The organism is Thermus sp. (genome assembly GCF_037444525.1).
Taxonomy (GTDB): Bacteria; Deinococcota; Deinococci; order Deinococcales; family Thermaceae; genus Thermus.
Window position 1 is genome coordinate 1 of record NZ_JBBIMD010000040.1, and the last position, 21,449, is coordinate 21,449.

Below are 21,449 nucleotides of genomic sequence, written 5' to 3' on the forward strand. Positions count from 1 at the left end.
GCCCTTGAGGCTCTTTTTGGAGGGCGGGGCCTTTCATCGGGGGCGTGGGGTGAGGGGGCGGAGTGGAAGGGGAGGGGTCTTCACCTGGGGTGTCTTCCGAGGCGCAGTCCCCACCTGGATCCCATGGGGACGGTATGGCGGCGGGTGGGGGGGTTCGGATGCCCCGGCGGCGCCATCCCGACCTGGAGGCGGTGCAGCTGGCCCTCCAGGCCTTGGGGGGTGTGGAGGCGAAAATCCAAGGCAAAGGCGCTTAGACGCAAGCCTGTCCGCGCGGGGCTGAGGGCGGTCCCGGTGGCGATGCCCTATGGCCCTTTCCCGAAAGCCCGCTTCCCACTTAGCAACCTTCCTCACCTTTTTCCTTGGGGGCGGGGCTATTATTTAGGAGTCCTAAGGAGGTGAGCATGGCGGAGATCCCCGGCTACGCCTACGGCGACCCCGCCCTGGCCCCCTCTCCGGTGGGGCCTAAGGAGCTGGAGGAGCTCAAGGCAGCCCTCATGTGGACGGAGGAGGACAACGAGGCCCTAAGGGAAGCGGGGGAGGTCCTCAAGGACCAGGTGGAGGAGATCCTGGACCTCTGGTACGGCTTCGTGGGGAGCCACCCCCACCTCCTCCGCTACTTCGCCGACCCCCAGGGCCAGCCCATCCCGGAATACCTGGAAAGGGTCCGGCGGCGGTTCGGCCAGTGGATCCTGGACACCTGCCTCCGCCCCAAGGACGAGGCCTGGCTGGCCTACCAGCACGAGATCGGCCTGCGGCACCACCGCAGCAAGAAGGGGCGCACGGACGGGGTGGAGACCACCCCCCACATCCCCTTGCGCTACCTCATCGCCTTCATCTACCCCATCACCGCCACCCTAAAGCCCTTCCTGGCCAGGAAGGGGCACCCTCAGGAGAAGGTGGAGCGGATGCACCAGGCTTGGTTCAAGGCGGTGGTCCTGCAGGCCGCCCTTTGGAGCTACCCCTACGTCAAAGAAGGGGATTTCTAGGAGGTGAGGGAGATGCGGAGGAAGGCGGTTTTGGGGCTTTTGGCGCTGGGCCTTGGCGTCCTGGCCCAGGGGGGATTCCCCTACCCCGAGGGGTTCCGCTTCTGGACCCACGTGAAGAGTATGGAGATCAAGAGGGGCCACCCCCTCTACGAGGCCTTTGGCGGCCTGCACCACATCTACGCCAACCCCCAGGCCCTAGCGGGGTACCTCTCGGGGAAAAAGGCCTTCCCCCAGGGCTCGGTCATCGTCTTTGACCTCCTGGAGGCCAAGGAGGAGGGAAACGCCCTCCTGGAAGGCCAGCGGAAGCTCATCGGGGTCATGGTCAAAGACCCCGCCCGCTACCCGGAGACGGGGGGCTGGGGGTACTACGCCTTCGGGCCCGACGGAAAGCCCCTGGCCATAGACGCCAAAGCCTGCCACGCCTGCCACCAGGGGGCAGCCAACACGGACTTCGTCTTCAGCGCCTTCCGGCCATAATAGGGGGGTGGACCTCGAGGCCAAGGTTCTGGCCCTCCTGGAGCGCCTGGCCCGGGCGGAGCGGGCCCTCCTCACCAAAAGGGCCCACGCCCTGGGCCTTTCCACCACCCAGGCGGGGATCCTCCTGGAGCTTTTGGGCAGGGCCCTAGGGGCGGGGGCCCTGGCAGAGGCCCTGGGCCTCACCCCGCCCACGGTGACGGATGCCCTGCGCGCGCTGAAGGCCAAGGGGCTGGTGGCAGAGGCGGCGGACCCCAAGGACCGCAGGCGGAAGGTCCTCCGGCCCACCCCCAAGGGGGAGGGGGTAGCCGAGGCCCTCCGCCCCTACCGCAAACCCCTGGAGGAGGCCCTGGGGGGGGTGCCGGACCTCGAGGGGCTTTGGGAGGAGCTCGCCCATCTGGCCACGGGGCTCATCGCCCAAGGCGTCATGGCGGAGACGGGGCTTTGCCTCACCTGCCGCCATCTGGAGCGGAGGGGAAAGGCGTACCGCTGCGCCCTCCTGGGCCTAGGCCTAAGGCCCTCGGAGCTCCGCCTGGCCTGCCCGGACCACGCCCCAGCTTGAAAGGGGAGTTGCCGGGGAAAACCCTTTCTCTTAGCATGGGAACAAGGTGGCCCTCAGCTGGCAAAGCCCGGTCTACCTGGAAAGGCCCCGGCTTCTGGACCGCCTGCCGGAGGAGCCGGGGTTTGTGGTGGTCTTGGAGGCCCCCGCGGGCTTTGGCAAGAGCGTCCTGGCGGGGCAGCTTTCCGCCCGGCTCGGGCTTAGGACGCTTTGGGCCAGCGCCGGGCTGGGGGAGCCCAAAGCCCTCCTGGCCCGGGCCCTGGGCCTGCCTGGGGAGGCCCCTTGGGGGCCCATCCTCGAGGCCCTCGCGGCCGAGCCCACCCTGGTGGTCCTGGAGGACCTCAAGGGGGACGAGGCCCTAGGCCCTCTCCTCCGCACCCTCCCCGCCCTCCTGGTCCTGGCGAGCCGGAACCCCCTCCCCTGCCCCGAGCTTCCCAAACTCCTCGCCGAGGGGCGGCTCGTGCGCCTCGGGCCCAGGGAGCTCGCCTTCACCCTGGAGGAAGCTAAAGCCCTCTTCGGGGAACGCCCCGGGGCGGAGGAGGCCCACCGGGCCACGGGGGGCTGGCCCCTGCCCCTTTTCCTCTCCGCCCTCACCGGGGAACCCCCGGAGCCCCGGGCCCTCCTCCAGGGCCTGAGGGAAAGCCTCACCCCGGAGGAGTTCGAAGAGGGCCTCCTCCTCGCTGCCCTCCCCTACCTGCCCCCCGGGCTCGCCACCCCGGCCACGGAGGGCCTCTTCGCCAAGGGCCTCCTCCGCCGCCTCCCCGAGGGCTTCCGCCTCCACGACCTCTTGAGGGAGATGGCCCTTCGGAGCCTCAAGGGGGAGGTGCAGCGGACGGTGAAGGGGGCGGAGGGGCGCCTTCCTCCCCAGCTCCTTGCCCAGGCCTACTTCCATAGCGGCCTCCACAAAGACCTCCTGGCCCTCCTGGAACGGCCCCTTCAGCTCAACCTCCCCCCGGAAACCCTCCTCGCCTGGCAGGAGGTGTTGGAAAGGGGGGGGCCCCGGGCTCGGCTGCGGCTTGGGGAGGCCCTCCTCCACTGCGGTAAGCGGGAGGGGGAAGCCCTCCTGAAGCCCCTGGCGGCGTGGGAGGATCCGAACATCGCCCTCATAGCCTGCGGGCACCTGGCCTACTACCTGGCCGAGCTCCTGCTGGGGCAGCGCCTCCCCGAGGCCAGGGCATACATGGAACGGGGCCTCCTCCTCCTGGACCGGGTGGACCCGGAGCTGGCAGGCCGCTTCCTGAACGATGTGGCCCGGGTGCCCTTTGAGGAGGGGAAGCCCGAGGAGGCCCTGGCCCTCCTGGAGGAGGCCCTAAGGCGCCTCCCCCCGGAAAGCCCCTTCCGGGTGGCGCCTCTAGTGAACCTGGCCTTCCTGCGCTTTGAGCTCCAGGGGGATCTCTTGGGATGGATCCAGGCCCTGGAGGAGGGGATACCCCTGGCCCTGCGCTATAGCCCCATGAGCCGCCCAGGCCACCTCCGGGACCTAGGGCGGCTCCACCTCCTCCTGGGCCAGCGGGCGGAGGCGGAGCGGTATCTGGAGGAAGCGGCCCAGGCCGAAGGGAACCCCCTAGCGGCCCTGGAGGCGGGCCTGCTCCTGGCCCACCTCAGGGGGGACGAGGGGGCCCTGGCGGAGCTTGTGGCCCGGGCGGAGCTATGGGAGAACCCCTACCTGGTGGGCCGGGGGCGGGCCCTCCTGGCCCTCCTCCGAAAGGACCCAAGCCTCCTCCAGGGCCAGGAAGGCTTCCTCCCCGCCCTGGCCCGGGCCGAGCTCCTGGGGGATGCCGCCCTCCTCCCCCCCTACCCCGAGGAGCGGGAGGAGCGGCTCTACTGGCACGCCTTACGCTACCGACTCCTTGGGGAAGAAGGGGACCTCGAGGCCCTCCTCGGCCTTACCCAGGTGGGGGCGGGGATCCTCCCTGGCCTCATCCCCCTCTCCCTCCTCCCCAAGAAGCGCCCCGAGCTCGCCCGCCCCTACCCCTTTACCGAGGCTCTCCGGTCGGGCTGGAAGGAAGCCATCGCCCTGCGCCTGGAGGAGGTCCCGCCCCTTAAGGTGAGGGGGCTAGGCCGTTTCCAGGTGGCAGGCCCCTTGGGGCCCGTGGCCCTTTCCGGGAAGGTGAGGGAGGTCTTCGCCCTCCTCTTCCTCGGGCTTTCCCGGGAGGAGGTGGCCTACCACCTCTGGCCCGACGCCTCCGAAGAGGCAGCCCTCAACGCCCTCTCCGTGTGGCTCTCCCGCCTTAGGAAGGCCCTGGAGCCCTGGGGCGTGCCCACCTACCTGGGGGAGAATGGGCTCCAAAGGGTGGAAAGCGACCTCGAGGCCCTCGAGGAGGCCCTGGAACGGGAGGATGCGGAAAGAGCCCTCGCCCTCTACCAGGAGCCCCTCTTCCCCGGGGTGGATCATCCTCTTTTGGACCGGAAGCGGGAAGAGGTCTACCACCGCCTGCGGCGGCTTTTTCTGAAAGCGGGGGACCCCCCCTATCTGGAGCGCCTCCTGGAGCTAGATCCCCTGGACGAGGAAGCCCTCCTCCTCTGGGCCGAGGGGTGTCTTAAGCGGGGGCAGAAGGGGCGCGTCCGAAAGCGGCTGGAGGCCTACCGCAAGCGGCTTTGGGAGGAGCTTGGGGAAGGGCCCCCCCCTGAAGTGGAGGCCCTCCTCCGGCGCTTGAGCCCCTAGGTCCCCCTTTAGGACCCCACCCCAGCGAAGGTCCTCCCTGGGGGGCTGTAGGGGTTTTGTAACCCCCTCCGGCTAGGGTGAGGAGTAGAAGGAGGACCCCATGCGGAGGACCCTAGGCTTTGGCCTCTTGGCTTTAGATCTGGCCCTCCTCCTGGCTGCCCGCGGTGGCGGTGGGGGTAGTAGCGGGGGGGGCGGGGGTACCACCGGTACGGTGAACACCCCTGGCGGGAGCGTGAGCGTTTCCTTTCAGGGGAGGCTCATTGTGCAAAGCGTGACCCCACCCCCTGGGATGGAAGCCCCCTACGGGGCCATCGCCTTCGCGGCCACGGTGTCCCAAGCAGGCGGGAGCCTCACCGTCACCCTCACCTTCCCCAATCCCATCCCTGAGGGGGCGGCGTTGGGCAAGCTGGTAAGCGGGGACTGGCAAACCCTGGCGGACGCGAATCTGAACTTCGGCGGCACCACTGCCACCTACACGGTCCAGGACGGGAGCACGCTGGACGGGGACGGGCAGGCCGACGGGAGGGTGGTGGACCCGGTGGCCCTTCTGGTGCCCTCGGGGGGTGCCCCCTCTGGGGCCAATTGGATCACGCACCATGCATCCGTGTATACCATCACCTACTGGGGCGGTCTCTTCGTGGCGGTGGGGCAAATAGGCTATATCCTCACCTCCCCAGATGGGATCAACTGGACGGTACAACGAGGGGGAGGGTATGCCCATCTCAGTAGCGTGGTCTACGGAAACGGCCGCTTCGTGGTGGTGGGGTGGAGCAGTGCTGTCCTCATCTCTCCCTAGGGCCCTGCCCTGGGCCCTCCTCTCCCCGCCCGCCCTGACCAACGGGGGCCTGGGGGAGGTCTCCCCTTGGCTACCGGGGCCGGGGTGGTTCCTTCCCTTCCTCCTGGGGTACCTCCTTCTCTTCCTCCTGGTGCGCGTCGCGGCCATCGCCTACCCCTCCTGGGCCCTGGCCTGGGCCCAGCTGGAGGGCCTCCGGGCGGAATGGAGTGCGCAAGAGGACATCCAGGGCCTCCTCCGAAAGGCCGAGGCTTTCCTACATCTGAACCCCCTCTGCAAGGCCCTCTACCTGCTCTTCTGGAGCGGCGGCCGGGAGATGGCGGCCTGGGTCCTGATGCACCGGGCGGAGCGGCGGGCGGCGGACCTCCTCTCGGGGGCACAGGTGGAGGCCCGGCTCCGGCAGGGCCTGGGGGAGGTGGAGGAGCTTGGGGAGAAGGGGCTCCACTGGCGGGAGGAGCTGCGCCGGGCCCTGGAGGAAAAGGCAGGGGAAGAGGAACGGAGGGCCCTCCTGGCCTGCTTCCTGGCGGAGCTCTACGGGGCCCGGGACACCCGCTACGCCCGCCTCCTCACCCTGCAGAACAAGGGCACCCTGCTCCTCCTCCTGGGGCTTGCTCTGGCCCTGGTCCTGGCCACGGCGTGCCTGCCTGGGCTGGACCTCCCCTTGGGCTGGGCCTTCCTCCTGGGGTTTCTGGGGGGCGTCCTCTCCCGGCTGCTTCGGGTGGTGGCGGCGGGGCGGGTCTCCACAGACTACGGGGCCTACTGGGTGCCCCTTTTCCTGGCCCCCGTCCTGGGGGGCTTGGGGGCGATGGCGGGGTACCTGGTGCTGGGGGCCCTCCTGGCCGCCAGGCTTTTGGGAGAGGGCCTGGCTCCCCTGGCGGAGTGCCCAGCCCTGTACGGGGTCCTGGTGGTCCTGGGCTTTTCTGAGCGCTTCCTGGTGGGCCTGACGGGAAGGCTGGAGGCTGGGGTTCTGTCCCCGAGGGGCCAGGAGCCCAAGGCCTCCCCACCCTCCCCCCAGGGGGGTTCTGGCGCCCCGGAGGGAAGGGGGGGGGGCTTAGGGATTTTGTAAGGGCCTATCCCTAGGCTGGAGGTAAGGGGGTGAGCCATGAGGAAGCAGCGGTTTTGGACCCTTTTGGCCCTGGCCCTTTCGGCCTGCAACGTCCCCTTCAGCTACACGGTGAACGTGCTCCAGTACGCCAACCTCTCCGGCACCTTCACCGTGAGCCAAGGGGGCATCAGCCCTAACCCCAAGGACATCGGCCCCGCGGAGGTGGTTTATGAACCCGATGGCCGGGCGACCCTCTCCGGGGCCACCCTGGGCTACAGGGTGTGCTTCCGCTCCCAAACCCCGGGGGCCAGCTTCAGCGGGACCCTGGTCTACACCGCCTACCTTTCCGGGGACGGGACCACCCTCTTCACGGAGGCCAACCGGCTGGCGGAAGGGAGCAAGGACATCTCCGGTCTCTCCCCAGGCCCCATTTGCGTGGAAGGGACTGCCAATGCCACCCCCGCCCAGGTTCAGGCCATCGCCAGCGGGCACTTCTACGTGGGGGCCCGGATCTCCGGGGATGCCCAAAGCGGCCAGGAGGCCACCATCCGCTACGACACCGAGCGCTTTGAGCTCAGGCTTTCGGGCTCGGTCCGGCCGTGAGGTGGCGGTGGCTTAGGGCGTTGGAGGAGGTGCAGGATGAAGAGGACCGTGTTCGGCCTTTTCCTGGTGGCGGGCGCCCTGGCCCAACTGGGCCTTCCCCCGGGGCCGGGGACGACACCCCCGATGCCGGGCCCCACGCCCCCAGGCCTGGGGATGCCGGGGCAACCGGGCCTCCCCGGGGCGGGCGGGGGGGTGTACCAGAACCCTAACCTGGGCCTGGCCTTCCCCATTCCCCCGGGGTTCCAGCTCATGGGGGAAGGCCCGAACCCCCAAGGGGGCTTCGTGGCCGTATTCGTCCATCCGGGTGGGGCGGAGCTCTACGCCGCCTCGAGGCCCCTCACAGGTCCCATAGACCTCCAGGGCTTCCATCAGATGAACCTCCAGACCCTGGCCCAACAGGACCAGCTCGTGCAGCAACAGGGCATCCAGGTCCAGCGCCAACCCCTCTCCGGCCTCTCCTTTGGGGGGCGCCCTGCCCTTGGGGTCTATAGCCAGGTCCTCTACCAGGGCCAGGCCTACCTGGACCTTGCCGTCTACACCGTGGAGGGAAACCGGGCCTACGCCTTCCAGCTCACCGCCCCTGCCCAGGTCTTCGGCCAGTTTCAAGGGGCCCTCCAGGCCCTCTTGAGCCAGGTGCAGATCCTGGGGGGAGGGATTCCCGGCCCCTCCCAGGTGCCCTTTGCCCCAGGCCCTGGGCCTGCCCCCTACCCGCCGGGACCCGCCCCTTCGCCCTACCCGCCCGGGGACATGCCCTCACCCTATCCGCCCGGGCCCCAACCCCCCATGCCCCCCTTTCCCGGGACCCCGGGGGGTGAAAACCCTCCCCCCCCACCCGGGCTGACCGCCCAGCCCTCCCCAGCTCCGGTCCAGAAGCCCAGCCTTCCTGGGAAGCCCGCCTTCACCCCCCCGGCCAACCGGACGGTGGAGCTGGTCTACAGCAAGGAGGTGGGGGACCAGAAGCGCCTGGCGGTGGTCCTGGGGGGGCTCCGCTACCGCATCGCTCCTAAAGGCCAAGGACGGTGGGAGGTGCGGGAGACGGTGGAGGACGCGGAGGGAAAGACGGAGGAAACCTATCTCCTGGACGGGTTCGGCCTGGAAGAAGGGGAGGAGGCCATCCTGCCCCCGGTGTGGCACACCGGACGGACGGAGATCGGGGGGCGGCGCTTCCAGAAGCGCACCCAGGGGGACCTTACGGTCTACCGGGACCAGGATGGGGAGAGCCTGGTGGAGTTCGCCTACCGCAAGGACGGATGGCTGGCCTACCTCCTCTACTGCGACCTCACCAAAAAGGCCAACCCCTGCGTCCGCTACACCCTGAAGGAGGTGCGCTGATGCGGCTTTGGGCCCCCTTGCTCCTGTTCCTGGGCCCGGCCTTGGCCCAGGGGGTGCGGACCGCCCTCACCCTCGAGGAGCTCGAGGCCCTCCTCCGTTCCGTCCCTTACCGCTACGAGCGGGTGGAAGAGGAAGGGGAGAAGTTTTTCAGGCTCCGCCTAGCGGGGCTTAGGGCCCAGCTCTTCCCCATAGACTGCCGCGAAGGGCGCTGCACCAGCCTCATGCTTACGGCCAGCTTTGCCCTGAACGATGCGGTTTCCTTAGAACGGATCAACGCTTGGAACCGAGAGCGCCGCTTCAGCCGGGCCTACCTGGACGGGGAGGGGGGACCCGGTGCTGGAGGCGGACCTGGACCTGGAGGGAGGGGTCGCGGAGGGGGCGATCGTGGCCTTCATCAATCTCTTTGAAGAGCATCTCCGCGCCTTCGCCTCTTGGATCGGATGGGAATAGGAGGGCCAGCCATGAAGACTTCCCCTTGGAAGAAGATGAGCCTCGGCCTGGCCGTGGGAATCCTTCTCCTCGCCCTGGCCCAGGTGGAGTGGTACCCCCCCGACTTCGGCCCCTACGAGACTTTAAGGGCGCAGGCCCACGCCCAGTGCCAGGCCTACCAGGCCCAGGGGGCGGAGGCCTACTTCACCTGCTTGGGACAGGTGAGCGCCGCCGCTTGCTACGGGCCCTACGCCTCTCCCGGGAACTTCACGAACCAGATGGCCTGCGGCCTGTCGGCCTCCGCGGGGTACCCCGCCCCAGGCAAGGCGGTCCTCACCGCCCAGAGCTACCGGTTGGAGGTGGCGGGGGGGTTTTACCGGGAACGGGACCCGGCCACGAACCAGATCCTCAAGGAGAGGCGAGAGACCCCGCGCCTTGCCTTCACCTTAGAGCGGACGGGCAACGGCCTCTACCAGGGGGTGAGCTACGACGAGCAGGGCCAACCCCAAGGGGCCTACTGGGTAACCCCCGCCTGCGAGATCGTAGGGCGGAACGGAAGGCCCACCATGGACGGGATCCTTTGTCCCCTTTTCCCGGAAAAGCCCTACCTCCTCAGGCTCCTTCCGTCCCCCGACCCCTCAGTGAGCCCCGTGCCTAGCCCTGTGGTCTATAAGGGGGGTAGGCTTCTGGACGACTTCGACGGGGACGGGGTGGCGGAGGTGGGCTACATGCAAATCATCGGCGGTTCAGGCCGGGGCTGGGGTTCAGGAGGGGTGGAGGCCTTCGGGTATGACCCCAACACGGGAAGGCTCAAGTACCACTATGCCCTCTTTGGGAACCAAGGGGGAAGTGCCGGGAACTTCCTCCAGGAAATCTTGATCCTTTACCGGGTGAGGTGAAGCCATGGAAGAAGAGAAGGGAACCGTCCAAGATGAAAAGCCCCGCCCCAAGCTCCTTTGGCCCCGCTCGAGGCGGGACTGGCTTTTGGCAGGCCTGCTGGTCTTCCTCCTTCTGGGCATCGTGGGGAACCTCCTCCCCGAGGAGCCGGAGGAGGTGCAAGTAGGGGCGGTGCGCCTTAAGGTGCCCCGGGGCTTTGAGGTGAAGGAGATCCAAGGGGGCAAGGCCCTCCTCGCCCCCCAAGAAGGCCCCCAGGATGCCTTCCGGGAAAACCTCACGGTGCTCAAAGAAGCCTTACCCCAGCCCATGAACAGCTTCCAGTACGCCCAGGTGGTGGCCCAGCGGAACGGGCAGGCCCTCGAGGCCTTCCAGGTGGGCAAGGTGCAACCCGTGGGGGTCCTGGGAACGCAGGGGGTGGCCTTCACCGCCCGGGGGGCCCACCAGGGCAAGACCCTGGAGTTTCAGGTGGTCGCCTTTGTCCTGGGAGGCGAGGGCTATCAGATCACCTTCACCGCAGAGCCAGGAAAGCTCGCCCAGTACCAGGCCGCTTTCCGGGAAGCCATGGCCCCCTTGAGCCTGGCCTACCCCGCCCGGCCCCCCAGCCAGGGCTCAGGGGAACCAGGCCCCACGGCCACCCCCCCTACCCCTCCACCCACGCCAGGCCCCTTGGGGGCACCCCAGGCTCCGGCCCCTTATGCCGCCCCAGGCCCCACCCCGCTGCCCCAAGCCCCTGCCCCCTACACCGACCCCTATGAGGGCTACGACCCGGGGCTTGCGGGTGAGCCCAGCCTGCCGGACACCGGGGATAGCGGCTTCTGGGAGAGCTGGCAGCAAGGGGAGGAGTTCAACACCTGGACGTCGGAGGAGTGGAGCCAAGCCCTTTCCGGGGAGACCCCGGACATTACCCACTTTGATGAGCAGGGCAACCCCTACTGGGAAGGCCCCTCGGGCACCCTGCACGAGTGGAACTGGGAAGGCTGGGACCTTGGGGGTGGCAGTGGGGACGTACCCTAAGCGGGGAATGGGTACACCCAAACCGATGGTTCCCTTCTGAAACACTAGGCCCCCAGGTAAGCCTTCTGCACCCAGGGGTGGTGGAGGAGGACTTGGGCCTCCTCCTGCACGACCACCCGGCCCCGCTCCAGGACGTACCCCCTTTGGGCCACCTCCAGGGCCAGGTGGGCGTTTTGCTCCACCAAAAGGATCCCCACCCCCTTCCGGGCGAAGTGCTCGAGGCTCTCCAGGATGCGGCGGGCCAGGAGGGGAGCCAGGCCCAGGGTGGGCTCGTCCAGGAGGAGGTACCGGGGGGCTTGGACCAGGGCCCGGGCCAGGGCCACCATGCGCTGCTCCCCCCCGCTCATGGTGCCCACCCGCTGTCCCAAGCGCTCGGCAAGAGGCGGGAAGAGGGCAAGGGCCTCTTCTAACCTTTCCTTTAAGGCATCCGATCTAAGGAATCCCCCCAAAAGCAGGTTCTCCCGCACGGTGAAGGTGCGGAAAACCCCGCCCCGCTCCGGCACCAACACTAGTCCCCGGGCCGCCAGGGCCTCGGTCAGACCCCGCTCCATCAGAAAGCCCACCTCTTCCCCATCCAGCCGGTAGCTTCCCCGGGCAGGCGCCATGCCCAGAAGGGACCTAAGCAGGGAGGATTTTCCCGCCCCGTTGGCCCCCAAGACCGCCACCACTTCCCCGGGGGCCAGGTCCAGGTCCACCCCCTGGAGGGCGGGGTGGGCCCCGTAGCGCACCTCCAGGCCCCGGACGCTAAGCATGGGCCACCCCCAGGTAGGTGGCCACTACCCTGGGATCCTTCAGGACCTCCTCGGGAACGCCCTCCGCCAAAAGCTCCCCGAAGGAAAGGACGTACACCCGGTCGCAAAGGGCCCGCACCGCAGGCATCACGTGCTCCACCAGGATCAGGGCCCGTCCCTCCTCCCGAAGGCTTCTCAGGAGGTCTATCCCCTCCGCCAGCTCCGTGAGGGAAAGCCCGGCCAGCCACTCGTCCAGGAGGAGGAGCTTGGGGTCCAAAGCCAGGGCCCGGGCCAGTTCCAGCCGCTTCTGGTCCAGGTAAGTGAGGGCGGAGGGGAAAAGGTGGGCCTGCCCCTCGAGGCCCACCCGCCGGAGGATACGGCGGGCCTCCTCCTCGGCGCCCCGCACCCCCCGGAGGACCAGGGGCAGGTACACGTGTTGGTGGACGCTAAGGGAGGGAAAAAGCCGCACCTGCTGGAAGGTTCGGCCCAGGCCCATCCGGGCCAGGGCCTCTGGGGGCAGACCCGCCACCCTCCGCCCCAGGAAGATCACCTCCCCCCCGTCGGGGGGCAAGGTACCGGCGATGAGGCCCAACGCGGTGGTCTTCCCCGAACCGTTGGGGCCGATGAGACCCACGATCTCCCCCGGGTGAACCTGGAGGTCCAGCCCCGCCACGGCCAAAACCCCCCCAAAGCGCTTGGAAAGCCCACGAGCCTCCAAGACAAGCCCGGTGGGGCGGGCGGAAGGAGGGGCCTGGGACCTGGAGACCGGCCCTCGAGGTAGGGCGGGCGTCCTTGGGGGCAAGAGGCCCAGCAGGCCCTGGGGAAGGCGATAGACCGCAAAGAGGAAGAGGAGGCCCATGAGGGCGGTGGCGTGGTGGGGAAAGCGGCCCGAGAGGAAATCCCAAACCAGGACAAAGGGCGGAGCCGCCAGGAAGGCTCCCATAGGCTCTTTTAGCCCCCCGAGGAGGCCGATGACCGCGGTGAGGAAGGAGGTGTGGGGGTTAAAGGCCAGGCTGGGGTCCACGTAGACCCACCGGGGAGCCACCACCGCTCCCGCCACCCCCATAGCCCCCGCGGTGAGGCTGAAGACCAGAAGCCGCACTCGGGCCGCGGGCACGCCGGTGTGCCGGGCGGCCAGCTCATCGTCCCCCGAGGCCCAGAGGGCCAAACCCCAAGGGCTCCCCCCTAAGGCCGCCCCCCCCAGGTAAAGGAGGGCCGCCAGGGCCAGAAGAGCCCAGTAGATGGCCCCCTGGCCAACCTCCAGGAAGACGTAGCTCCCCACCGATCCCCCCAGGTTGCGCTGGGCCCAGGTAATCCCCTGGCGGACCAGCTCCGCCAGGCCGAAGGTGAAAACCGTGAAGTAGACCCCCTGGAGGCGAAAGGTGGCCAGGCCCACCAGAAGGGCCAGGCCCCCGGACAACAGGAAGGCCAGGCCCCAGAGAAGGGGCCAGGGCGCCCCTTCGTGGAGGAGGGCCACGGTGTAAACCCCCACCCCGAAGAAGGCGGAGGTGGCCAGGCTCAGGTAACGGGAAGGCCCGGTGAAGAGTGCCCAGGCCGCGGCCAGCACGGTGTAGAGCAGGATGGAGATCCCCGCAGAAACCCCGTACTCCCCGCCCCAGAAGGGCAGGCTGAGCCCGAGGGCAAAGAAGAGGGCCAGGTAAAGGCTCATTGCCGGGCCACCTCCCGGTTGCTCCGCAGGTAAAGGACCGCGCCCAAGAAGAGGAGATAAAGGACCGCCAAGCTCAGGCCCGGGCTCAGGAAGCGGGCCACCAGGCCCTCGGTAAGCCCCAGGGCCACCCCGCCCGCCAGCGCCCCCGGCACCCCGCCCAGCCCCCCCAGGACTACTACCACCAGGGCCTTCAAGGTGAGCTCTGGCCCCAGGGTAGGGCTGAGGGGCTGAAAGGTACTCAGGAGGACCCCCACCGCCCCAGCCAGCCCGCCCCCTAAGGCGAAGACCCAAGCCGCCAGGCGAGGCACGGGCACCCCCACCAACGCCGCCTCCTCCGGCTCCCGGCTCAAGGCCCGGATGGCGGTGCCCAGCCGGCTTCGCTGGAGGAAGAAGTGGAGGCCAAAGGCCATTCCCATGGCCAAGAGGAAGGCCAGGATCCGGTTCAGGCTCACCTGGGCCGGTCCCAGGGCTACCCCCTCCTGAAGGTAGCTGCAGCTGAAAAGCTGCCCCCCCAGATAGGCGGCCATGAGCCCCTGGCTAAGGAAGGAAAGGCCGAAGCTAAGGAGGATGACGCGCCCCTCCCGGCCCGGGTCCAAGGCCAGCCGGGGCCCCAGGACGGGCAGGAAGAGGAAGCGGAAGAGGAGGAGGTGGAGGGCCATCCAGAGGGGAGGAAGGAAGAGGAGGGTCCAGAGGGGGGAAAGGCCCCGGGCGAAGAGGAGGGCGGCGGCGATCCCCGCCAGGACCACCGCCTCCCCGTAGGCCAGGTTGAGGACCCGCGCCACCCCGTACTGAAGGGTGAGGCCTAAGGCCAGGAGAGCGTAGACCCCCCCGAAGATGCTGGCCGAAATGAGGGTCTCCAAGAAAGCCATCTCAGTGGGTCCAGGCGGGTTTAGGGACCAGGGGGGTAGCCGCCCCAGGACGCTCCGGCATCAGGGCCACGAACTCTCCGCCCTGCCACTGGCCGATAAGCCAGTTGCCCCGGAAGACGTTGCCCTCGAGGCGTAAAGGCCCCAGGACCGTGTCAAAGGTGGACTCCCGCAGGAGGCGAACGACCTGGAAGCGGTCCACCTTGCCCACCCGCTCCACGGCCTGCTGCAGGGCCTGGAGGGAGGCGTAGGTAACGGGGCTGGCCCAGCGGTCGGGCTCCTGGTTGGTCACCGCCAGGTGGCGCTCCCGGTAGGCCTGCCAGGCGGCGTTGTTCACCACCCCGCCCAGGCCCATCACCCCCTCGGCCCGAACCCCATAGCGCTGGCGGAAAACAGGAAAAGCCGTGCCCACCCCCAGGAAGAAGACTGGAGGGTTAAAGCCCACCACTGCTGCAGCTTCGGGTAAGGCCAGGGTCTCCGCAGGGTAGCTGAAGGCCACGAAAGCGTCGGGCCCCCGCCCCTTGACCGCGTTCAAGAGGGACTGGAAGTCGCTGAAACCCAAGGGGTAGCTCTGGAAGTACACGAGCTCCAGCCCCGTGCCCTGGACCGCCCGGCGGAAGGCCCCGGAGAGCTCCAGACCAAACTCGTCATCCGTGTGGACCACCGCCACCCGCCGCCCCACCCGGCCTCCGGCCGCCAAGTTGCGGAGGAGCTGGGCCAGGGCCTCCGCATACTGGGAAGGCAAGCCCAGGAAGGAGAAGTAGCTGGGCCAACGCCGCACCAGCTCCGGGGTCTTCTCGCTCAGGTTCGTCACCCCCAGGTGGGGGTAACCGTAGCGGGCGAAGACCGGGGCCACCGCCAGGTTCATGGCGGTGCCCCAGGGGGGCAGGACGATCTCCGCCCGGTCCTGGGTGAAAAGGCGCTGGAGGTTGCGGATGGCCTCCTCGGGGCTGGAACGGTCGTCGTACTCCACCACCTCGAGGCGCACCGCACCGCCTGCCAGCTTAAGCCCCCCCGCCCGGTTTACCTCCGCCACCCAGAGCCGGTAGTTGGGCAGGGTGGTAATCCCGGCCCCGGTGGCGTAGGGACCGGTCTTAGAGATGCTGTACCCTACCCGTACGACCCTGCTTCCCTGGGCCAGGCCCCCCGCCAGAAGGCCCACCCCAAGCCCCGCCATCTTCCCCAAAAAGCGCCGCCGTCCTTGGTCCATGGTCTACCTCCTAGAAGGGGTACCGCAAGGGCTCCGTCTGGATAGTTATCCAGCGCAGCTCTGTGAACTCGTGAATCCCCGCCCGCCCTCCAAAGCGTCCAAAACCCGAGGCCTTGACCCCTCCAAAGGGCATCTGGGGTTCGTCGTGCACCGTGGGGCCGTTGATGTGGCAGATGCCGGACTGGATCCTCTGGGCCAGCCGAAGGCCCTTGGCAATATCTCGGGTGAAGATGGCCGCGGAGAGGCCGTACTCGGTGTCGTTGGCCACCCGAACCGCCTCCTCCTCGTCCCTCACCCGCACCACGGCCACCACCGGGCCAAAGGACTCTTCCCGGTAAAGGCGCATCCCCGGCCGAACCCTGTCCACCACTGTGGGCCAGAAGAAAAGGCCCTCCCGCCGCCCCCCTACCACCAACCGGGCCCCCGACTCCGCCGCCTCCTTCACCAGTTCCGCCACCCGCTCCGCTGCCCGCTCGTCCACCAGACAGCCCAACACCGCACCCTCCTGGGGCGGGCCCACGGTGAGGCGGGCGGCCTTCTCCGCTAAAAGCTCCACCAGGGGGTCGGCCACGGCCTCCTCCACCACCACCCGCTCCGTGGACATGCAGATCTGCCCCTGGTTGGCGAAGGCCCCGAAGGCGATGGCCTGGGCGGCAGCCTCGAGGTCCGCGTCCTTAAGGACCAGAAGAGGAGCCTTGCCTCCAAGCTCCAGGAGAACAGGCTTGAGGTAGCGCCCGGCCAGCTCGGCGATGATACGGCCGGTGCGGGTGGAACCGGTGAAGTTCACCCGGCGCACCAAGGGATGGGCGATGAGGGCCTCCACCACCTGGGGCGCATCCTCCGGAGCGGTGGTGAGGAAGCTCACCGCCCCGGGGGGTAGGCCTGCCTCCTCCAAAGCCTCCACAATGAGAGCGTGGGTCTTGGGACAAAGCTCCGAGGCCTTGAAGATCACGGCGTTGCCGCAGGCCAGGGGTGTGGCCAGGGCCCGTACTCCCAGGATGACCGGGGCGTTCCAGGGGGCTAGGCTTAGGACCACCCCCACGGGCTGGCGCACCGCAAAGGCCAGGGTGCCCGGCCGATCCGAGGGGATGACCTCCCCGGTGATCTGGGTGGTGAGGGCCGCGGCCTCCTTGAACATCCCCGCGGCCAGGTGAACGTTAAAGTGGGCCCAGCCCGGGGTGGCCCCCGTCTCCTGGACCATGGCCTCCACGAAGGCCTCTGCTCGGGCCTCCAGGGCCAAGGCCGCCTTCCACAGGACCTCCCTCCGGGCACTGGGGGGCATGGCCGACCAGGCCTCAAACCCCGCCTGGGCGGCCTCCACCGCCTGGAGGGCATCCTCGAGGGCCGCTGCAGCCGCCTGGGTGGCTCCGGACCCCAAAGGGCCCTTCCGCTCAAAAACCTTGCCTGAACGGCTGGGTTGCCACTTCCCCCCAATGAACAGCTGCACCGTCAGCACCTTAAACCTCCTTCCGTGTGGAGGTTAGGGTATCCCGGAAAGCCGCCCCGGGGAAAGCCCACCGTTCCGGTATTCCGGAAATCCCCCGCCTAAAGGGGGCGGGAGTTCAGGGCAATATTGTTGACAAAATAAGCGACAAAGATTACCCTGGGGCCAGGAGGTGGACACGGTGGATGCCCCCGAGCTGGGCCGCTGGCCCTACTGCGATCTGGCCCATCTAGGCCACATAGAACTCCTCACTCCCAAGCCAGAGGAGAGCCTCCGTTTCTTCACCGAGGTCATGGGGCTTTCGGTGAGCGGGCAAGAGGGGGACTCTGTCTACCTAAGGGGCTGGGACGACTACGAGTTCCACACCCTAAAGCTCACCCCTGCCCCAAAGCCCGGCCTCGGCCACCTGGCCTTCCGGGTGCGGAGCCCAGAAGCCCTAAAGCGGAGGGTCCAGGTCCTGGAAAGCCTGGGGCTGGGAGAGGGCTGGACGGAGGACCTAGGCCACGGGCCCGCTTACCGCTCCCGCACCCCGGACGGACACCGGATGGAGATCTACTGGGAAACCCGTTGGTACCAGCCCACCGAGGCCACCCGACCTGCCCTGAAGAACCAGGCCTCCCGTTTCCCCGCCAAGGGAGCCAACCTGAGGCGGCTGGACCACGTAAACCTCCTGGCCTCGGACGTGAGGGCCATGCGCCTCTTCTTTGAGGAGGCCCTAGGAATGAAGGTGACGGAACAGATCGTCTTTACAGGAGGGGACGAACAGGGGGTTTGGGTTACCTGCAACAACAAAACCTACGACCTAGCGGTGACCAAGGACCACCTGGGGGCCAGGGGCCGCCTCCACCACCTCACCTACGCGGTGGACAGCCGGGAGGAGGTCCTGAGGGCGGCGGACATCTGCCTCGAGTACGGGGTACACATTGAGACCGGGCCCCACAAGCACGCCATCCAGCAAACCTTTTTCCTCTACGTCTACGAGCCCGGCGGGAACCGGTTTGAAATCGCCTGCCCAGGGGCCAGGCTCCTCTTGGCCCCGGACTGGCGGTCCATTGTTTGGAACGAGGAGGAAAGGAAACGGGGCCAGGCCTGGGGCCTGCAGACCATCTCCACCTTCCACACCTACGGAACCCCGCCCGTGGAGGAGGTCTAGAATGCCCACCCTGGAGAAAGCCACGGAGGCCCAAACCGCCTACCGGCGCATCCGGGAGGCCATCCTGGAGGGGACGCTCCTCCCGAGGCAGCGCTTGGTGGAAAAGGAGCTGAGTGAGCGCTTCAGCCTGGGCCGGGCGGCCATCCGCACCGCCCTGGCCCGGCTGGAGCAGGAGGGCCTGGTGGAAAGCGCCCCTTACCGGGGGGCCTGGGTGCGGGCCATCTCCCTGGAAGAGGCCCTGGAGGTCCTGGAGGCCCGCATGGCCTTGGAAAGCCTCGCTGCCCGGCACGCAGCCCTCAGGGCCACGCCGGAGGGGGTGGCGCGCCTTCAGGCCATCCTGCGGGAGATGGAGGCCAAGAAGGCGGAAGGCGACCTCCTAGGGATGTCCGAGCTCAACGCTCTTCTCCACCGAACCATCGTGGAGCTTTCCGGGCACAAAACAGCGGCCCGACTCATTGAGGCCCTAAGGGCCCAAGGGGTGCGGCACCAGTACCGAACCGTCCTGGTGCCGGGACGGCCCGACCGGTCCCTGGAGGAGCACCGCCGCATTGTGGAGGCCATCGCCAAGGGGGACGGGGAGGCCGCAGCCCAGGCCATGGCCGAGCACCTTAAAGGGGTCATGGAGGCCCTGAAGCGCGCCGGGGAGGGACGGTGATGGATAGCCTCCAGCCTTCGGAACGCGCTCGGACCTTGGTCCAGGGAGGCTACGACCTCCACGTCCACGTAGCCCCCGACGTCCTACCCCGCAAGACCGACGACCTTACCCTGGCCCGACGGTGCCTGGAAGTGGGGCTCAAGGGGTTCGTGCTTAAGTCTCACTACGCCCCCACCGCGGAGCGGGCCGCGGTGGTGCGGAAGGCGGTGCCCGGGGTGAACGCCCTAGGGGCCATCGTTTTAAACCGGGCGGTAGGGGGGCTGAACCCGGTGGCGGTGGAGGTGGCCGCGCGGGCGGGGGCCCGCTTCGTCTGGCTCCCCACCGTGGACACGGCCAACGAGGCCCGGCACCTGGAGGCCCTTCCCCCGGAGAAAAGGCCCCAGTGGGCCCGCCTGCAGGAGGAGTTCCGGCGGTTAGGCTTGGACCCAAGACCGGTGGAGGTCCTGGACGAAAGGGGCCGCCCCCTTCCGGAGCTTTGGGCGGTCCTAAAGACCGTGGCCCAGCACGGGCTGGTCCTGGCCACGGGGCACCTTGCCCGGGAGGAGATCTTCCCCGTGGTGGAGGCGGCCCTCGAGGCGGGGGTGCGCTTCCTGGTCATCACCCACCCCGACTACCCCACCCAGGACCTCCCTCTCCGAGAGCAGAAGGAGCTCGCCCGCCTGGGGGCTTTCCTGGAGCGGTGCTTCGTCCCCTCCCACACGGGGAAGGTGCTCTGGGAAAGGGTCTTTCGGGCCATTGAAGCCACAGGGCCTGAGCGGAATGTCCTCTCCACCGACCTAGGCCAACCCCAAAACCCCCCCGTGGAGGACGGGCTAGCCCTCTTCGCCGACCGGCTCTTAGAGGCGGGGTTTGGCGAAGAAGCGGTGCGGCGCATGGCCGTGGAAAACACCGCCTTGTTGGCAGAAGGGGGGAAGGGATGAAGCGGCTTCTCGTGGTTTCCGCCCATGCGGCGGATTTCGTCTGGCGGGCTGCGGGAGCCATCGCCCTCACGGTGGCCCAGGGAGGGAAGGCCCTGGTGGTGGCTCTGAGCTACGGGGAGCGGGGGGAGTCGGGAGAGCTCTGGAAGGAGCCAGGCCAGACCCTAGAACGGGTCAAGGCCATCCGCCACCAGGAGGCCAGCCAGGCGGCGGCCATTCTGGGGGCAGACTTCCTGGCCCTGGATCTGGGAGACTACCCCTTGCGGATGACGGAGGAGGCGGTGGAACGCCTACGGGCGGTCCTGGTGGGGTTCGCCCCCCAAGTGCTTATGACCCACACCCCCCAGGACCCCTTCAATCCCGACCACCCCGTGGCCTACGCGATCACGGAACGAGCCCGGCAGTTGGCGGCGGGGGCCGGGGTGGCCAGCGCCTTCAAGACCATCCCACCCCCGGAGTTCCTCCTCTTCGAACCCCACCAGCCGGAGCTTTCGGGCTTTGTGCCCAACCTCTTCCTGGACATCACCCCGGTGTGGGAGAAAAAGCTTAAGGCCATGGAGGTCTTCGCCTCCCAAGGCTACCTCAAGCGGTACTACGCCGAACGGGCGGAGCACCGGGCCAATCACGCCCGAAGGATCTCCGGGCGAAAGGACATTGAGCGGGCAGAGGCCTTCCAGCGGGTCCTGCCCCAGGTGGTGGACCGGCTATGAGACTGAACGGGGAAGAACTGGCCCTTCTCGCCGAGCTGGGCTCGGCCACAGTCTACGAGGCGGCGGGGCGGAAGGGGCTCCTGGAAGGCCCCTGGCTCCGCCTGGTGCCAAAAAGCCGGGCCGCGGGGCCGGCCCGGACCGTCCTCTGCGCCCAAGGGGACAACCTCATGGTCCACGCGGTCATGGCGGTCCTGCAACCGGGGGAGGTCCTGGTCTTGGCCATGCCTACGCCCCAGCCGGTGGCCCTTTTGGGCGAGCTCCTCGCCACCCAGGCCCTAGCCCGGGGGGCCGCCGCTGTCCTGGTGGAGGCCGCGGTGCGGGACGCGGACGAGATCGCCGCCCTGGGCCTGCCCGTCTGGGCCCGATGGGTGAGCCCCCGGGGGGCGAGGCGGGAAACCCCAGGGCAGCTAGGGATCCCGGTGCGGGTAGGGGGGGTGGAGGTGGCCCAGGGGGACTACCTGGTCCTGGACGGGGATGGGGTGGTGGCCGTACCCCAAGGAGAGGCCCGAGAGGTCCTGGAAAAGGCCCGGGCCCGGGCGGAGCGGGAAGCGGCACTGAGGGAGCGTTACCGGAGGGGAGAGCTCTCCATAGACCTTTACGGCCTCCGTCCCTTGGTGGAAGAGGAACTCCGGAGGGCCGATGGGGCTTAGGGTGGCGGTGCTGGGCCTGGGGGAGGCGGGAAGCCTCTTCGCCCAGGACCTCCTGGCCTTAGGGGTGGAGGTGGTGGGCTACGACCCGGTGCCGGAAAAGACCGTCCCCGGCCTCCTACGGGCAGGGAGCGAGGCCGAGGCAGCGCGGGAAGCGGATTTGGTCCTCAGCCTCAACTGGGCCCGGGTAGCCCTGGAGGTGGCGGAACGGGTGGCCCCGGTGCTCCAGCCTGGCCAGATTTACGCGGACCTGAATACCGCAAGCCCCACCTTGAAGGAGGAGATCGCCCGGCATCTCGCCCCCACAGGGGCCGTCTTCGTAGATGTGGCCCTGATGAGCCCGGTGCCAGGGCGGGGCCTCCGCACCCCCGCCCTGGCTGCGGGGCCCGGTGCGGAGGCCTATCGGGCGCTTCTGGCGCCTCTTGGGGTCCCGGTGCGGGTGGTGGAAGGAGGGCCAGGGGCGGCCCAGGCGCGGAAACTCTTAAGGAGCGTCTTCTTCAAAGGCCTAGCCGCGGCGGTGGGGGAGGCCCTGGAAGGGGCTCGGCGGCTGGGGTTGGTCGTGTAAGGAATTATGTGTAAGGGTATGTGTATGAATGGGGGTACCAACGGGAGAGGAGGTACCCCATGGATCAGGATACCCTCCAGATGAT

The 21,449-nt window shown here is 68.6% G+C and carries 22 protein-coding genes and 1 pseudogene; 18 read left to right on the forward strand and 5 right to left on the reverse strand.

The window, feature by feature from the left end; genetic code table 11:
- Positions 1-401 precede the first annotated feature (401 nt).
- From WKI94_RS07630 to WKI94_RS07685, 12 genes and pseudogenes are all read left to right on the forward strand, one after another.
- Positions 402-986 carry a protoglobin domain-containing protein gene (locus WKI94_RS07630; protein ID WP_337845172.1) on the forward strand — a complete coding sequence of 195 codons (585 nt, stop codon included), beginning with the start codon at positions 402-404 and terminating at the stop codon, positions 984-986.
- 12 nt (positions 987-998) lie between these two features.
- Positions 999-1,463 carry a cytochrome P460 family protein gene (locus WKI94_RS07635; protein WP_337845173.1) on the forward strand — a complete coding sequence of 155 codons (465 nt, stop codon included), beginning with the start codon at positions 999-1,001 and terminating at the stop codon, positions 1,461-1,463.
- 7 nt (positions 1,464-1,470) lie between these two features.
- Positions 1,471-2,022: a MarR family winged helix-turn-helix transcriptional regulator gene (locus WKI94_RS07640; RefSeq protein ID WP_337845174.1), complete on the forward strand. Its 552-nt coding sequence runs from the start codon at positions 1,471-1,473 to the stop codon at positions 2,020-2,022.
- Positions 2,023-2,068: 46 nt separating this feature from the next.
- Entirely contained in the window at positions 2,069-4,684 is a 2,616-nt protein-coding gene (locus WKI94_RS07645; RefSeq protein WP_337845175.1) for a transcriptional regulator, read from the forward strand.
- 100 nt (positions 4,685-4,784) lie between these two features.
- On the forward strand, positions 4,785-5,480 hold the full coding sequence (locus WKI94_RS07650) for a choice-of-anchor U domain-containing protein (protein WP_337845176.1): 696 nt from the start codon (positions 4,785-4,787) through the stop codon (positions 5,478-5,480).
- Positions 5,458-6,543: a hypothetical protein gene (locus tag WKI94_RS07655; protein WP_337845177.1), complete on the forward strand. Its 1,086-nt coding sequence runs from the start codon at positions 5,458-5,460 to the stop codon at positions 6,541-6,543. Before WKI94_RS07650 ends, WKI94_RS07655 begins: the two co-directional genes overlap by 23 nt.
- 36 nt (positions 6,544-6,579) lie before the next feature.
- Entirely contained in the window at positions 6,580-7,125 is a 546-nt protein-coding gene (locus tag WKI94_RS07660) for a hypothetical protein (RefSeq protein ID WP_337845178.1), read from the forward strand.
- A gap of 36 nt (positions 7,126-7,161) precedes the next feature.
- Positions 7,162-8,457: a hypothetical protein gene (locus WKI94_RS07665; RefSeq protein ID WP_337845179.1), complete on the forward strand. Its 1,296-nt coding sequence runs from the start codon at positions 7,162-7,164 to the stop codon at positions 8,455-8,457.
- Positions 8,457-8,714 (forward strand): annotated as a pseudogene (locus tag WKI94_RS07670) (YbjN domain-containing protein); the annotation flags it as partial. The gene WKI94_RS07665 and the pseudogene WKI94_RS07670, both read left to right, overlap by 1 nt.
- Positions 8,715-8,790: 76 nt before the next feature.
- Positions 8,791-8,907 carry a hypothetical protein gene (locus WKI94_RS07675; protein WP_337845180.1) on the forward strand — a complete coding sequence of 39 codons (117 nt, stop codon included), beginning with the start codon at positions 8,791-8,793 and terminating at the stop codon, positions 8,905-8,907.
- An 11-nt stretch (positions 8,908-8,918) separates the two neighbouring features.
- Positions 8,919-9,785, forward strand: a complete 867-nt coding sequence (locus WKI94_RS07680) for a hypothetical protein (RefSeq protein ID WP_337845181.1) — start codon at positions 8,919-8,921, stop codon at positions 9,783-9,785.
- A 4-nt stretch (positions 9,786-9,789) separates the two neighbouring features.
- Positions 9,790-10,797, forward strand: coding sequence for a hypothetical protein (locus tag WKI94_RS07685; RefSeq protein WP_337845182.1), 1,008 nt, complete (start codon positions 9,790-9,792; stop codon positions 10,795-10,797).
- Between the two features lie 44 nt (positions 10,798-10,841).
- On the opposite strand, the gene WKI94_RS07690 is transcribed toward WKI94_RS07685, so the two are convergent.
- Genes WKI94_RS07690 through WKI94_RS07710 form a run of 5 tightly spaced genes read right to left on the reverse strand, consistent with a single transcriptional unit; the run spans position 10,842 to position 16,729 of the window.
- The gene (locus WKI94_RS07690; protein WP_337845183.1) at positions 10,842-11,549 is read right to left on the reverse strand and encodes an ABC transporter ATP-binding protein; all 708 of its coding nucleotides are present in this window, start codon (positions 11,547-11,549) and stop codon (positions 10,842-10,844) included.
- Entirely contained in the window at positions 11,542-13,197 is a 1,656-nt protein-coding gene (locus WKI94_RS07695) for a branched-chain amino acid ABC transporter ATP-binding protein/permease (protein WP_337845184.1), read from the reverse strand. Before WKI94_RS07695 ends, WKI94_RS07690 begins: the two co-directional genes overlap by 8 nt.
- Positions 13,194-14,066 carry a branched-chain amino acid ABC transporter permease gene (locus WKI94_RS07700; protein ID WP_337845185.1) on the reverse strand — a complete coding sequence of 291 codons (873 nt, stop codon included), beginning with the start codon at positions 14,064-14,066 and terminating at the stop codon, positions 13,194-13,196. The genes WKI94_RS07695 and WKI94_RS07700 overlap by 4 nt, the downstream gene beginning before the upstream one ends.
- Position 14,067: 1 nt before the next feature.
- The gene (locus WKI94_RS07705) at positions 14,068-15,273 is read right to left on the reverse strand and encodes an amino acid ABC transporter substrate-binding protein (RefSeq protein WP_337845186.1); all 1,206 of its coding nucleotides are present in this window, start codon (positions 15,271-15,273) and stop codon (positions 14,068-14,070) included.
- A 10-nt stretch (positions 15,274-15,283) separates the two neighbouring features.
- Positions 15,284-16,729 carry an aldehyde dehydrogenase gene (locus WKI94_RS07710; RefSeq protein WP_337845187.1) on the reverse strand — a complete coding sequence of 482 codons (1,446 nt, stop codon included), beginning with the start codon at positions 16,727-16,729 and terminating at the stop codon, positions 15,284-15,286.
- A 160-nt stretch (positions 16,730-16,889) separates the two neighbouring features.
- Between WKI94_RS07710 and WKI94_RS07715 the strand changes: the two genes are divergently transcribed.
- Genes WKI94_RS07715 through WKI94_RS07740 form a run of 6 tightly spaced genes read left to right on the forward strand, consistent with a single transcriptional unit; the run spans position 16,890 to position 21,364 of the window.
- Entirely contained in the window at positions 16,890-17,870 is a 981-nt protein-coding gene (locus WKI94_RS07715; protein WP_337845188.1) for a catechol 2,3-dioxygenase, read from the forward strand.
- A gap of 1 nt (position 17,871) precedes the next feature.
- Complete coding sequence (locus WKI94_RS07720; protein WP_337845189.1) at positions 17,872-18,525, forward strand: GntR family transcriptional regulator; 654 nt, start codon at positions 17,872-17,874, stop codon at positions 18,523-18,525.
- Positions 18,525-19,445: a DUF6282 family protein gene (locus WKI94_RS07725; RefSeq protein WP_337845190.1), complete on the forward strand. Its 921-nt coding sequence runs from the start codon at positions 18,525-18,527 to the stop codon at positions 19,443-19,445. The genes WKI94_RS07720 and WKI94_RS07725 overlap by 1 nt, the downstream gene beginning before the upstream one ends.
- A complete protein-coding gene (locus tag WKI94_RS07730) occupies positions 19,442-20,152 on the forward strand; it encodes a PIG-L deacetylase family protein (protein WP_337845191.1) in 711 nt (236 codons plus the stop codon). Before WKI94_RS07725 ends, WKI94_RS07730 begins: the two co-directional genes overlap by 4 nt.
- Positions 20,149-20,802: a 4-carboxy-4-hydroxy-2-oxoadipate aldolase/oxaloacetate decarboxylase gene (locus tag WKI94_RS07735; RefSeq protein ID WP_337845192.1), complete on the forward strand. Its 654-nt coding sequence runs from the start codon at positions 20,149-20,151 to the stop codon at positions 20,800-20,802. The genes WKI94_RS07730 and WKI94_RS07735 overlap by 4 nt, the downstream gene beginning before the upstream one ends.
- Positions 20,792-21,364 (forward strand): NAD(P)-binding domain-containing protein, encoded by a 573-nt coding sequence (locus tag WKI94_RS07740; RefSeq protein WP_337845193.1) that lies wholly within the window; start codon positions 20,792-20,794, stop codon positions 21,362-21,364. Before WKI94_RS07735 ends, WKI94_RS07740 begins: the two co-directional genes overlap by 11 nt.
- Positions 21,365-21,449: the final 85 nt, after the last annotated feature.